Origin of the sequence: Neobacillus drentensis (assembly GCF_021560175.1) — a bacterium.
GTDB lineage: Bacteria > Bacillota > Bacilli > Bacillales > Cytobacillaceae > Neobacillus > Neobacillus drentensis_A.
Map to the genome: position 1 here is coordinate 5,598,451 of NZ_CP091110.1, position 14,244 is coordinate 5,612,694.

The 14,244-nt window shown below is 40.8% G+C and carries 11 protein-coding genes; 3 read left to right on the forward strand and 8 right to left on the reverse strand.

Annotation, left to right across the window (positions count from 1 at the left end):
- Nucleotides 1-108: 108 nt before the first annotated feature.
- The 4 genes from L1999_RS26575 to L1999_RS26590 form a co-directional block, all read right to left on the reverse strand.
- Nucleotides 109-1,854 (reverse strand): DUF4153 domain-containing protein, encoded by a 1,746-nt coding sequence (locus tag L1999_RS26575; protein WP_235741264.1) that lies wholly within the window; start codon nt 1,852-1,854, stop codon nt 109-111.
- Between the two features lie 744 nt (nt 1,855-2,598).
- The gene (locus L1999_RS26580; RefSeq protein ID WP_235741265.1) at nt 2,599-3,660 is read right to left on the reverse strand and encodes a tellurite resistance/C4-dicarboxylate transporter family protein; all 1,062 of its coding nucleotides are present in this window, start codon (nt 3,658-3,660) and stop codon (nt 2,599-2,601) included.
- A 187-nt stretch (nt 3,661-3,847) separates the two neighbouring features.
- Nucleotides 3,848-4,315: a GreA/GreB family elongation factor gene (locus L1999_RS26585; RefSeq protein ID WP_235741266.1), complete on the reverse strand. Its 468-nt coding sequence runs from the start codon at nt 4,313-4,315 to the stop codon at nt 3,848-3,850.
- A gap of 255 nt (nt 4,316-4,570) precedes the next feature.
- The gene (locus L1999_RS26590; protein WP_235741267.1) at nt 4,571-6,910 is read right to left on the reverse strand and encodes a YhgE/Pip domain-containing protein; all 2,340 of its coding nucleotides are present in this window, start codon (nt 6,908-6,910) and stop codon (nt 4,571-4,573) included.
- 462 nt (nt 6,911-7,372) lie between these two features.
- On the opposite strand from L1999_RS26590, the gene L1999_RS26595 reads away from it, so the two are divergent.
- The 3 genes from L1999_RS26595 to L1999_RS26605 all read left to right on the forward strand — a co-directional run bounded on the left by L1999_RS26595 (nt 7,373) and on the right by L1999_RS26605 (nt 10,444).
- Entirely contained in the window at nt 7,373-8,815 is a 1,443-nt protein-coding gene (locus L1999_RS26595; protein ID WP_235741268.1) for a L,D-transpeptidase family protein, read from the forward strand.
- A 125-nt stretch (nt 8,816-8,940) separates the two neighbouring features.
- Nucleotides 8,941-10,164 (forward strand): NAD(P)/FAD-dependent oxidoreductase, encoded by a 1,224-nt coding sequence (locus L1999_RS26600; protein WP_235741269.1) that lies wholly within the window; start codon nt 8,941-8,943, stop codon nt 10,162-10,164.
- 76 nt (nt 10,165-10,240) lie between these two features.
- The gene (locus L1999_RS26605; RefSeq protein ID WP_235741270.1) at nt 10,241-10,444 is read left to right on the forward strand and encodes a hypothetical protein; all 204 of its coding nucleotides are present in this window, start codon (nt 10,241-10,243) and stop codon (nt 10,442-10,444) included.
- A gap of 55 nt (nt 10,445-10,499) precedes the next feature.
- On the opposite strand, the gene L1999_RS26610 is transcribed toward L1999_RS26605, so the two are convergent.
- The 4 genes from L1999_RS26610 to L1999_RS26625 all read right to left on the reverse strand — a co-directional run bounded on the left by L1999_RS26610 (nt 10,500) and on the right by L1999_RS26625 (nt 13,834).
- Nucleotides 10,500-11,297 carry an EcsC family protein gene (locus L1999_RS26610; protein ID WP_235741271.1) on the reverse strand — a complete coding sequence of 266 codons (798 nt, stop codon included), beginning with the start codon at nt 11,295-11,297 and terminating at the stop codon, nt 10,500-10,502.
- Between the two features lie 174 nt (nt 11,298-11,471).
- Nucleotides 11,472-12,740 (reverse strand): glycosyl hydrolase family 18 protein, encoded by a 1,269-nt coding sequence (locus L1999_RS26615; RefSeq protein WP_235741272.1) that lies wholly within the window; start codon nt 12,738-12,740, stop codon nt 11,472-11,474.
- Nucleotides 12,741-12,844: 104 nt separating this feature from the next.
- Entirely contained in the window at nt 12,845-13,471 is a 627-nt protein-coding gene (locus L1999_RS26620; protein WP_235741273.1) for a PspA/IM30 family protein, read from the reverse strand.
- Between the two features lie 24 nt (nt 13,472-13,495).
- The gene (locus tag L1999_RS26625) at nt 13,496-13,834 is read right to left on the reverse strand and encodes a lmo0954 family membrane protein (RefSeq protein ID WP_235741274.1); all 339 of its coding nucleotides are present in this window, start codon (nt 13,832-13,834) and stop codon (nt 13,496-13,498) included.
- Nucleotides 13,835-14,244 lie beyond the last annotated feature (410 nt).

Below are 14,244 nucleotides of genomic sequence, written 5' to 3' on the forward strand. Positions count from 1 at the left end.
TTTTTTGACCGCTGTTTTTAGAAACAATTCTTTTTTCCTATACTCACTCCATCTATTTACCTGACTTTTTTAAAAAAAAAATCCCTCTTCAATGAGAGGGACCTAAATCTATTTAATTTGAACAAAAACAAACACAACCGCATTGTTCTGCTTTGTTTGCTTCTCAATGCTAACATTTTGGACCGCAATCGTTATCTTGGCACGGTCATTTTCCTTTGTGAATGTGGCTTCTTCTGCTTTAATCGTCCCTTTATCAGCCTGATAATCATCAAACTTATCAAAGATCTCTTGTGTATTGAATCTGATAAGCTCTTTACCGTTTTGGTCCGCTACTTTCAAATCGCTCCGTTTATCTTTTGTTTCTTTCAACAAGGAAAAAGTTTTACTTTTCTTTTTAAAATGACTAATTTCCTTCTCACCATTATGGTCGAAGGGATAAAGATCAGTTTGAACAAATCGATCAAAACCCTCAATATTTATCGACATAGGTGGCTCAACCGTCAGGTAAACGGATTGGTTTTCCACGCCTGACGCTTGATACTCACGAAAGCCAAACGTATCCTCAAAATCATCAGAAACATTAAAATTTTTCGGTATCCAGTGAATTCCCTTTAGATAGCCCATTTGGTCTAAGTAATGAACCGATTCGGTAATAATCTCTCTATCCTTTTCTGAGACTGTCTTGTTAGGCTTAATCTGATTATTTTCAAGCATATCATATTTTAAAAGCTCATTTTCAAGCGTGGAAATCTGACTGTTTCGGCTGATGGTAAACGCATCAACTGGAGGAATAATCGAAATAGCCGAAAAAATAATTAACAAGGCGGCAATCACGCCATTTTTCCATACAGGTAAAAAGCTTAATAAAACACCAGCAATAATGGCAAATAGACCAAATAAAATAACGTAATATCGGGTATGTGTAATGCCTGTATCCGTTAGACTTATGAGCGATGAAGCTATCTGAAAGAGCACAATCGGGATGAGTACCTTTGGGAAGACTTTTCTAAAAAAAGCCGTAAACTTATTCTCAAGTTCACTAACTAAGATATAAAGCAAAATAACCGTAATAGCGTACGAGACGAGCATAGGCTCCAGCAGGTTATCCTCCCAAAAGGCCCCGCCAATGGTTTTGAAAATATAAACTACTAAGATGAGCGTAAACACACCTAGTAATGGGATTAGGATATAAGATAGCAGGATTTCTAGAAACTTCGGACAATGTGCAGCTTGATCAATGCTGTTGTCCTTCGCCCTTGAATAATTAGGAATAAGCGATAGGAAATACAATGGTGCAAAAAGAATAAAGATAACATTCGCTGTATGCGGGTAAGCCGTATAACCAATCTGAAAAATCAACTCATTAAAAGCAACTAGGATAATATCGATTCCAACAAAGATAATTCCAGAGAAAAAGAGGGAAATAAAAAATGACTTAAAGGTTATCATAAAGCTTTTATTAAAACTGTTACTGCTTTTGATTACAGGCACCCAGATAAAGGCCCAAAGCAGCGCAAACAAGGCCACAACCGTTCTAATTTCTATCTCTGTACTTAAATTTGGAGCCGGCCTAACAATCAAGTAGTATCCACCCGTTAGAATGATCGCCGCTCCCATCAGCGCCAGTCGAGACGAAATTTTCGGAAAGATTCGTTCATAGACTACTTGAGTGACGGAGCTAACGAATGCACCCAGGATAAAGGTTAATAGTAATTTCGTATCATCCTTTTCCGTGCTGATTGAATAGGCATTATCCAAGACTGCGGCTAACAAGAATAATGTGGTTAAAGGGAAACGGCTAATGGCGTCAGTCAACCCAGCAAGTCGATCTTTACACTTTTTCAACCATTTCATTCCATCAAACCTCCCTTTACAGATGATTCCATATATTTCTAATAAAATTATATCATGTATCGCCACCCGATATGGGTATTTCCTACTCTTTTATCCCCTTCAAAAACTGACATTTTATATTTATCTTTCAAAGAAATTCGATTCGACAAACTTCACTAAAACCCTTCACATTTCCCGGGTAATTAACAAGATGATCTAATTTATTCCAAAAACAGCCAGTTTCTAATATCCTAGGTTTTACACAAGATATTCAACACGTTAGAAATGGTTTCAGTTCCAATGATCAAAATATAACTTAAGATTTGTGACCCCCACGGTAAATCGGAGACGGATATGGTCAAAATAACCTGAAATTGTGACCGCTACGGTAAATCGGATGCCGATATGGTCAAAATAACTTGGAATTGTGACCCCCACGGTAAATCGGATGCCGATATGGTCAAAATAACTTAGAATTTGTGACCGCCACGGTAAATCGGTTGCCGATATGGTCAAAATAACTTAGAATTGTGACCGCCACGGTAAATCGGTAGCCGATATGGTCAAATAACTTGGTATTGTGACCGCCACGGTAAATCGGTTGCCGATACGGTCAAAATAAAGAACCATGCTTCGTATTATTTCACCTCTTGGCTTAAAAAGCTCATAACCTATGATAGGTCACAGTATCTTCAGTAATTTTTGAATAAACGGATCTTACTGCATGGAAAACACGAGATTAAAAAAGCTTGTAGAAACGCCGCTCTACAAGCTTTTCTGCCCCACTGACTTGGAGTAAGGAATACTATGAAATACAAAGTGGTATATCATGCCCAAAAACACAAATACCCAGGCAGCCAGTGCAACATACACCATAAACCGAGGTATCACTGTTAAAAACGGAACCCCCAGCGCCTTAGACAACTGATAGGTGCTTGTCGTATACATCGCTAACGGAAACGCCATTCCCCAAAACTGCGGATCATACGATAAAGGATAACGATGATACAGATAACGCCAAATCATCAGGATAATCATCAGCGGAATCCACCAGGTACCCATAATCCAGAAAAACAACGTAAAGCCTTTTAAAAACGGAGTAATTTCAACCAGCAGCGGCCAATACTTGGCATTCAAAATGAGCGAAGAACCTGCCAACGTCGTAATCGCAACCGCCCCCATATTAATCCAGTACGGAGGTGTCATGGCTGAATGATCAAGCTTTAAAAAGGTAAAGCGGTAAAAAATCAACGTGATGATGTTGAGATACAACATACACCCAAGAAAATACATACATAACGTAAAAAACAAGACAACATCATGCCCCCGCTCCATATGGGACACAAGCAGCGTGCCAAGGATCGAGATTGAGTGCGTAGCGACCGCCGCAATCAACCATGCCCCATTAATCCCTTCGGCTAGCGCCGGCTTATCCTTGCGAATCGTAACCGCGGAAAAAAAGGTATACATAATCACGACCCATAAAAGAATCGCCAGCCCCCATAAATACATGGCAGCCGTATAAAGATTCGTCATAATCAAAAGCTGACAGCCAAACATACTGGTTCCGGCGACAAGCGTAAAAAATCCGGGACCGACGGTATGGCTCGTTAAATCGGCAGCCATTCTAGGAAAATAGCAAAACAGCCGAATAATCGTTAAGATCCATAAACCAATATAAGCCGCTGTATTTAAATAGAGCAAAATCTTCGCAATCAAGTCCATTCCAAGATAATAAGTTCCGATGGAGAGTGCCCCCGTGGCCATTACCAGCGCAAAATAGCCCGGAAATAGATGAACTGCTTTTTGTTTGATGAAAGTAAACACGGTCTCCCCCCTATTTCGTTTTTTTCCTCTATCATTTTATCATATAAAAGTTATATATCCCTGTCGGATTAATTAGAATTATAACGACCGTTAAATTACTTTTTTAAAAGAAATGCCATGTAAAAACAAAAAGAAGCGTGAAGAACTTGGAAATGGTTCTTTCACGCTTCTCTTTCGTTTCTGTTTTCTAAGCCTCTTTTATTTCTTGCCCTGCATCTAAAAGGTGGCCGACATATGAAATGTCTTTGATTGTGACCAAAACTTCACCAGTTGGAACTTTTAACGATATACTTTCACCGATCTTCCTAAGGAGAAGTTGTCTGCCTACCGGTGACAAAAAGGAAATATATCCCGAATCCGGATCAATTTGCTCAGGGAAACAAATAACATAATCCTCTGTTTCATGTTCCTCATCGTACCATACGGTTACCTTTGTACCAATATACACTTTCGGAAAAAAAGAAATGGAACTTTTACGCTTATTGCTTATTAGAAGCTCCTCAACTTCTAATAAGTAGATATTAAAAAAGTGCTTTAACCGATCATGTACAGGTGTTGATGAAAGATAGAGGTTAATTAGCTCCTTTATATTTTCATCAATATAAACCAACTGTTGAACAAAGTATTCCTTACTTAGGTACACACTATGGTTCATAGTAGATAACCCCCAAGCTTGGATTAAACCGTTTGCAAAACTTTACTGACTTTTTCATGATGCAATCCTCCTGAATATAAAAATAAAACCTAGTATAAAAAAAGCAGATAACCGAGTACTACTCGAGTTATCTGTATTCCTTTACTAAAGGTCTCTGTATAATATTACCACACCCAAGTAAATAAATCATAATTCACTTTCCTATCCGCCAAAAAGGGCAGTGATATCACTGCCCCAATCCGTCTTTAGATCATTCTAAACTTCAGCGGTTCTCCCAATCTGTCTTTTAAACTTTGTGATAAAGAATGTTAATGTTGCAGCTAAGAATAGTACAAAGAATATGGCAAGATGCCCGATATTAGTCCACATATATCCATAGTCACCGGTTGATATGACTGCCCTAAAACCAGAAATAGAATAAGTCATTGGCAAGTAATGGTTGATATGTTGTAAGAAATTCGGACTAAGTTCAATTGGATACGTTCCCGCACTGCCTGTTAACTGCAAGATCAAGAAAATAACAGCTAAGAAACGTCCAGGATTATCGAGTGCTGTAACAAGGAACTGGATAATCGCCATAAAGGTCCAGCTTGTAATAATGCTTAACATAATAAAGTAAGGAACACTCTTGACTTCTAGCCCTAGTCCCATCAATAACACGGCATCCGCTAACAATGCCTGCCCAATCCCCACAGCTAAAATAACCCCGGCTTTTCCCATGAACCAGCCAAATCCACTCTTCGGTTCGACAGCCGGATCAAACATTGGGAAGATAACAGACAACATAAGCGCACCGACAAATAAACTTAATGACAAGAAATAAGGTGCTAAGCCGCTGCCGTAGTTTGGAACATGATTCATCTTGGTATCCTTCAGGCTAACGGGTTTAGCAAACATATCATATACACGGTTATTCGCTTTGACATCACTGGCATCCTTCGCTCCGTTATCCAATTGATCGCTCAATTCTTTTGAACCATCCGCAAGCTTAGCCATTCCGCTCGTTAAATCGGATGAACCATCCGCAAGCTTGGTCATTCCGGTCGTTAAATCTTTTTCACCGGTATAAAGCGATGTGGTACCGGCAGCTAATTGATTCGCCCCTTGGGCAAGCTGATTGGTTCCATTTTTCAATAGGGTAGAGCCTGACGCTAATTGTCCTAAACCAGATGTCAGGCTGCTTGAGCCATTTACAATTTGGCCGAAGCCTGTTTGCGCTTCATCTAGTTTAGAGCCAAACTGGGCCAAACCTTGCTTTAACTGCCCTTGACCATCTAGTACCTGTTTTGCTCCGCCGGACAATTGGTTAATTCCCTCCGCCAATTGTCCCTGACCTTGATTCAACTTGGCTGCACCGTCTGCTAAGGAACCTGCGCCTTGCTTAATTTGCTCAGCACTGCTCGACAACCCGCCAACACCTGCAGCGACCTGCTGGCTGCCTTGTGATAGTTGCATCAAGCTTTCCTTTAAAGCAGTCAATTGTGCCTTTTCAGTTGGGTCAGTTGTACGATCCGCCATGCTGCTTACCTGCCCGAGCAGCTGCTGCAGACCAAGGCTGACAGAATCAGCACCTGACTTGGTTTGGTCAGCTCCTGTTTTCCATTTATCTAAGGATGCAGTGAGCTGTGAAGAACCAGTTTGTATCTGCTGTGAACCAGTTTGCAGGCTAGGCATATTGGCAGCTGCAGACGCTAACCCATCCGATAATTGCTGGGTGCCCGCTTCTGCTTGAGTTGCACCGGTCAATAACTTGGCGTTGGCATCCTTCATTTGGGTAAGGCCAGTGCTAAATTGCTCCAATCCGGTTTGAACTTGTTGAGAACCAGCTGAAGCAGAAGCCACTCCATCTGAAAAAGCAACCGACTTCTCAGCTAAAACTTCAAGGTTTCCCTTGATCGTTTTGGCCCCATCATCAACGGATTTTGCCCCATCCGCTAATTTTGTTGCGCCACTGCCAGCAGTGGTAATTCCATCTTTTAAACTTTTAGCACCGTCTTTAGCTTCGGAAATACCATTATGAAGCTCTCCAGCACCGTCACTTGCCTTGTTCAATCCGTTTGCGACATCTTTCAAATTATCAAACACAGACTCGGCATACGTTTTTGTGACAGAACTCGACACTTCTTCTTTTATTTTTTCTATCGCAGAATCGCCAATTTTCGATGATAAATAGTTATTCCCTTCATTAACGGTATAAATCAGATTTAATTTTTCAGGATGATCACTTTGCAGGGTTGTCGCATTTTTTGAAAAATCTTTCGGAATTTCGATCTCTAAATAATAATCTTGCTTCTTCAAGCCTTGTTTGGCCTTCGCTGCACTGACAAACTCCCAGTTAAAGCTTTTTTTCTCCTTTAAATTCTCAACTAAATCCTTACCAATTGTTAACTTCTCTCCATTGTAAGCCGCACCTTGGTCGCTATTTACAATCGCCACCGGCATTCGGTCCAAATGAGCGTATGGATCCCAAAAGGCCCATAAATAGGTTCCGCTGTAAAGCACCGGTATCGTCATCACACCGATAATAGCGATTAGCAATTTGCGCGTGCGAAGAATCCTCATAAATTCACTTTTCACCGATGTGAAAGCTTTCATGTTATTCACCTCATTCATCATTTTCAACCATTCTGACTGAATTCGCCATTTGGTCATTTTTAAGCAAAAAAAGAAACGTTTGTTGATTGACCGTTAAAAAAATTCATGCAGGCGGTCCGTATCCATGAGAAGTACATCAAATTGACCATTTTAGTATTTCGGTCATTTAATTGACTGTATTACTATACCACGACTGATGATTGGATTCAACTATAAATACTGGTAAGTTGATTCGATCATCAGTCCTAATAACCTGGAGGTTCCAGCCTATTTTTTTCAAAACAAAAATTTTCACACATTTACAAATTACGACAATTGTCTACCAAAAAATTTAGTAGAATAAGTAATAAATATTTAAGGTTATTTTAAGAATGTTGTAATATAATTGTAATGTTTGATTTAAGGCGAAAAGTAAAGTCGGTTGACGTTGATTGCTGGGTCACCGGTTGAGGGGGAATCTTTATGGAAAGTTCAGTAAGCGAAACAGTGGAAATTGATAGGCGACGCGTAAAACCGTCTAAATGGTACAAAAACTGGAAGTTTATCACACCAAGTATCATCGTGATCTTGGCCATTATTTTGGGCAGTATCAACTATTATCAGGCAAACCACTTTAATGCAAATATAAAGATTAATGACATAAAAGTCAGTGGACTAACCGCTGACGAGGCACTAAAGACATTAAAAACGGCTGTCTTAACCAACGAAGTATACGTCGGGCAACAGCAGATTTTAGATGGACAAGATACGAAAATGGAATTTACAGAAAAGGATCTGCCAGCCGTCAAAAAATTATTAGCAAACCAAAAGACACTATTTCCTTCTTCTAAGGCGAAAAACTATACATTAATGCCAAGCAAAATGGATCAGTATCGCAGCCAGACAATGAAGAAACAAGTCGAAGAAAAGCTTCTTTCCATGAACAAAAGTTTAAAAGCGCCACAAGATGCCGAAGTTCATTTAGAAGAAGGTAAAATCGTCGTCTCTAAAAGCGTGAGTGGAAAACAATATGAGATTGCCAGTCTATTAAAGGACTATGAAAAACAGGAATATAAAAGTGATATCCATTTGAATCCTGTCTATATCGAGCCAATCAAAGAAGACAGTCCAATCATAAAAGAGGAAAAAAATAAGCTAGAGGCACTACTAAAGCGAACGGTGGATTATAAGGTACAGGACAAAGTTTATTCCTTAAAAGCGAGCGATTTAATTAAAAGCGCTGCGGTGACAAAAGATTTAAAGGTTTCCATTGATGCAACTGATTTAAAAAACAAGATTTCTGAAATTAATGAAACTCAATCGACTTTAGATAAAAATTTCCAATTCAAGACTCATTCAGGTTCAGTCATTTCGGTTAAAGGAGAAGGCTATGGCTGGGCATTAGATGAGGACAAAGAAGCCGCTCAGCTTCAGGACGCTTTCGAAAAGGGCGAGAAATCCCTTTCTGCTTCTGCTATTATCGGGCATGGCTGGAGTGGTGAAGGCTACGGTTACAATACGACCTCAAATAATGGCATTGGCGATACGTATGCTGAAGTATCAATTGCCGAACAGAAGATTTGGATTTACAAAAACGGAAAATTAGTCGTTACAACGAATGTTGTAACTGGTAAACACAGCACGGGTGAAGATACATCAAAAGGAGTTTGGTATATCCTTTACAAACGAACACCATCTACCCTCAGGGGCTCTCACGTAGGCAGTGGTTCCTATGAGGTGGAAGTCCAATATTGGGCGCCATTCACCAACAGCGGCCAAGGGTTCCACGATGCCAGCTGGCGGTCAAACTGGTCAAGCACCGCCTACTTAAAGGCAGGATCCGGTGGCTGCGTCAATACACCATCAAGTATCATGAAAACCGTATATAACAATCTCAGCACACATGAGCCGGTTGTCATTTATTAAAATCACGGGAAAATCACGGGGACGGTTCTTCTGCTTCTTATAAGCAGAAGAACCGTCCCTTTGCATCTAAAGAATACGGATTGGAGATAGTAATGGTATCCATGTAAAAAGTAGGAGGATCCATCATGAACTTACAATCTGGAACTTATTATTGGCCAACCACTTTTCCTGACGCCCCATCCTATCCTGTCCTTGAAGAGGACCTCACTTGTGATGTGTGTATTATTGGCGGCGGCAGCTCTGCGGCACAGTGTGCCTATTACCTAGCTGACACCGGTTTAGATGTCGTCGCGATTGAAAAAGGAACAATCGGAAGCGGCAGTACGAGTACCAATACCGCATTAATTCAATATTCCGGTGAAAAAATGTTTACCGACCTTGTCCATACCTTCGGACAAGCGTACATCGAGCGTCATTTGCAATTATTAAAAGAAGCCATCAACGAAATAGAGGCGGCAGCAAAAGCGGCCGAAATCGACAGCGAATTTACCCGCCGGGATACCCTGTATTCCGCTAGCAGCAAAGACGACGTTGCCAAGCTAAAAAAAGAATATGATTTTTTAAAGTCCCAAAACGTTGAGGTCGATTTTTGGACTAAGGAAGAGATCGAAAAAAATTATCCATTTAGCCGGGAAGCAGCGATTTATTCCTACAACGATGGCGAACTGAATCCTTTCAAGTTTACTCATGCTTTGATGGATAATGCCGCAAAAAAAGGCGTTCGTATTTATGAAAATACGGAAATGAATGGCCACCATTATGATGTGGAAGCGAAACGGATGGTCATTTCAACCAAGACGGGACACTCGATTAAAGCACGCCATGTGATTTTTACTGCCGGCTATGAGGGAATCGATATTAAAAAAGAGAAAATGGCTTCTTTTGTCAGTACCTATACGGTTACTACAAATCCAGTCGATGACTTTTCGACATGGTATAACCGCACACTCCTTTGGGAAACTGCCCGCCCTTATTTATTTATGCGAACAACAGCGGACAACCGAATCATTATTGGCGGACTTGATGATAATACAACGTATGCTGACGACCGGGATAGTAAGCTGATGCATAAAAAGGATCAGCTGATCAAGGAATTTAATAACCTGTTTCCGACTATTCAGGTGAAACCAGAATACTATTTAGCCGCCTTTTATGGAGGGACTGTGGACTGCCTTCCGATTATCAGTGTGTACGATGAATACCCCAATAGCTATTTCCTATTTGCTTTTGGCGATAACGGAACCGTATACAGCCAGCTGTTGGCGAAGCTGATAGTTGAAGCGATTGTTAAAGGAAGCAGCAAGGATATGGAGTTGTATCTTCAGAATCGCCCGTTGCTTAAGAAGTAGGAAATGTCCCCCTATCTTTATCTGAATAAATAATCCAATACTACATATCCTATTTCTGTTTAGGGGGTGACAAATTATGACGAATCAAAATAATAAAGAAAATCAACAAAACAATAACAGTATTGCGGACAGCTTAAAGAATACGGCCGGTTCTGCATTTGAAACGGTTCACAATGCCTTAGAAACGACTGAGAATGTTGCCATGAAAGCAGTTGATGCTACGAGCAACGCGGTAAACAGTGTCACTGGCAACAACAACGACCGTGACAATCAAGAATAGAAAAAGGTGTCCCAAAAAAGTATTAACTTTTATGGGACACCCTCTATTACCCGTATCAAACCTGGTCTAACCGCTCAAGAATTCTTCTTTTTCCATATAACATCATCCCAGTTTCAGCTAAATCATGAATCATAGACCTATTTGTAAACGCCCCGAAAATAATTCCTGCAATCGGGACCATCTGAAACAGCTTCTTCCAGCCAAACTGATCTCTGTACGTATAGACAACCTCTCGCCAGCCTTGCAGCTGAGAAATCGTTTCATCCGAGCTGCTTCCTCGCCCTGAATAGATCGAGAGCTCATGAAGGATGGCTCGTTTTCCAACAATATCAGCTGAAGAAAACTGCAAGCATTTAACCATAAACACCCGCTCATCTTGATCGCTTGGGTCATAGCCATGAATAATCGCAATTTCCTGCAGTGTTTTTAAGGAAATGGCGATTAAAGCGGGGATATCGATCGCCAATGTAAAAATTCCGCCTATCCCTGTGCTGGCCCCTTGAATGGCAGCGAACTTCTTCCTCTGCCTGGTAAGCTCTTGGCTCACCTTATTCATAGTCGTTATCGGGATATCTTTGATATCTGCTAGATCGTGGATCGGCTTCCCGATCTCTTTTTCTACCTTTTTAAAAATCGTCTCTTTTTTAATGAGATAGCTGCCGCCTGTTTGGATATAAGAACCGATTTCTTCAAGCAAGCTTCCCACTTTATTGTGAATGAAGGATGGAGTTATTTTATCTAAAAGCTTAAACGGAAGCCGGCCTAGCCGCTCCCAAATCCACAAATCACTCTGGTCTTTTTCCCATTTTTCTATGACGGAAAGTTGATTCACTAGTTCTTCTCTTGTTTCCATTACTGCTTCATCACCTTTATTTCTTATCAATGGTTGATTTATATACGAACACGAACCTATTTGGTTTCAAAATGGAAAAATAGGCGGACAGCGGGAACAAATTTTTGTACCTATGTTTTGCTTATTATTTACGATTGTTAGTCACCTGTATACCACTTTGATGAAAACATAAAACTACAGCGGATTTTTTATAATCGTTACATTCCTATTTAAAAATGCCCAATGCTGAGGTGCTGGCAAACTGATGTGCCAATACGTTGTTCCGGCTAATCCGTAAATATCAAGCAGTTTATACTTTTCCAGATAACTGCGGATATCCTCAAACCAAACAACGTGCTCCTCGGTGCCAGACCAATAACGAAACCATGGTGATTTCGCTGTTTCGTCATATTGAATCGATTCTCCCACTGAAATGGCTTTATTTTGGGCATTGAGCACAGACAATCCTTGAGTAGCATGAGTAGCAGCCACTTTGTCATAGCCATACAACGGCAGCGCCATGAATAATTTTGGCGGGCTGACTTGCGTAATGGCATATTTAATCACTTGTTCTACCCATCCATATGGTGAGATCGGATCGGGCGGTCCACCTGGGTAGCCATAATCCATCGTCATAACCGCCATCAAATCAACCGCATTTCCAATTGCCGCATAATCATACGCCCCGACAATCCGATTGGCCGGTAAATCGGCTGCCTTGGCGTGAACGTTAACTTGTAAAAGTAAATTCCCTAATTGCTGCTTTAAATCTTGTAAGAACATTGTAAAATCATGACGACGTGCCGGCGGGATAAATTCTAGATCAAGGCTCACCCCTCCAAACCCTCTACTAATAGTGAGATTGACAATGCTAGCAACTAAATTCTGTCGATAGGCTGGATTCCCAAGGACCCCTCCTGCCAGCTCGGCACTAAAGCCACTGGCGATATAGTTCCGGATCATTAATAATGGTGTCATATTTAATTGCTTGCACTTTGTAACAATGGCAGTATCGTCTATTTGAGCATAAGCGTACCCCTCATTGGTAAACGCATAGTTCACGACCGCAACATAAGTGAGTTGGTTGGATAAGGAATCTAATAGGGAAAGGTTAGGCCCTGAAGGAACAAAAAACCCAATCGTCCGAATGGCTAATTTGGTCGGAGAAGGAATGGTAATAATCTGCCCGATGTGAAGTTTATTTATATTGATCCCCGGATTAGCTGTACGAATCAAGGAAAGGTTGGAATTAAATCGTTGCGCTATTTCCCAAAGGGAATCACCTGCTTTTATTTGATAAGCTCTTGTTGGCAGAGATTGGTCAGGAAGATACAGGGCAAGACCTGGAACAATTTCAGTTGTAGATGGTAACCCGTTCACACGAACAATGGTTGAAATGGAAACCTTATATTTTTCGGAAATGGACCACAGATTTTCAGCCGTACCAACGACATGTACACTCATCGTCCTCACCTCTTCATTACCATCATATTAGCAGGAGGGGGGAGAATATACTTCGTGTATGAACGAAAAAGCGGACTTTTGTCACAAGTCCGCTTTTCTTTTTCCTACTTTTCTAGTTTTTTCTTAAGCTGCTCCACTCGCTCATCAATCGTACTGCTCAAGAAAGAACTCTTCACCTTCTGCTCTAAACGATCGAGATAACCCTCAATATCCTTAAATTTGGAGTAGGAGGAATCAGCGTAAGAATCATTTTCAAGAACCTGGTTCATTTGCAGGTTAGCACGGGTTACATTTTCCCTGCCCATTAACTCCATCCGGCGGATTTGCATATCCTTCACGCTTCGCTTCATTTCTTCATACTTTCGTTCCAATTCACTAAGCTGCTCGGTCACTTGGGTCAGTGAAGCTTTCAGACGCTGCGCCCTCTCATCGTAGTGCTGCTGCTCGGCGGCCGCAAATTGATAGAGCTCGGTCTCCCCAGCAATGGAGGCAATCTCCGCTTGGTGCTTTCTCTTTTCAGCCAGCTTTATGGCCTCATTATATTCTTTTCCAAATTCTTCTCTTAATTTTACTTGCCGCCCTACTAGCTCTCCAACCTTCTCTGTTTCCCGCTCACATTCACGCAGGTACTGGTTGAGCTTAGCAATAGGGTTCTGCTGTTCCTTTTTAGTCAGAGCCTCATTTAAATCCGCAACAATGATATCTTTGATTCGTGTTAATAAGTTTGTCATGTCAGTTCTCTCCCTTTTTTAAAATTATTTTTTCAATTCGTTCCATTGGTTTTCAAAGTTTACAAATGGATCCTTGTTTTTGGGTGTTTTTTTGCTCTTGTTCCATTCTTTATAAACGAGGTAAAGGACATAAGCTGCGGCCACTCCGATTAGAGCTGGGATGTGGTGGATGGTGGAAGATAGGACAATTAAGCCAATAATGACTAGACCAATCTTCCAAGCAATAGAATCGGTTTTAAGAAACTGTCTAAAGATAAAGTAAAGTAACACGAGACTTACCAACAAGCTGACAATCGGGCCAATCGAGTGAAGTAATATAAGTGCAGCCAGCCCGCCAGCTAAAATTAAACCAAATTTTTTCATGTTAATTCCTCCTTGGAATTGTTTTTTTAGTTGTTTTCTTATCTTGATATCATCTTACCTTTTTTCGTTTGTTGCCATAATTGCGCTAGAGCTTGATTTTTGTATCAGACTTAAGACGTAGTTGATATGAGACCTGATAAGTTAGGCATGGAGGTGAATGAATTTTGCCCATGTGGAGTGCGGTTTGGTTGGAATGGTCAAAATAATCTATTTTTGTGACCATGTGAGTGTTTTTCCGGGTGGAACGGGCACACTAATCTGTTTTTATGACCATGCGAGTGATTTTCTGGGCGGGACGGGCACAATAAATCCTTTTTGTTACCTTTTGGACGTATTTTGTATTTTCTGTGGGAACGGGCACAATATGCTCACTGACATACCCCAGGTCGGTTCCTATATACATAAAAACC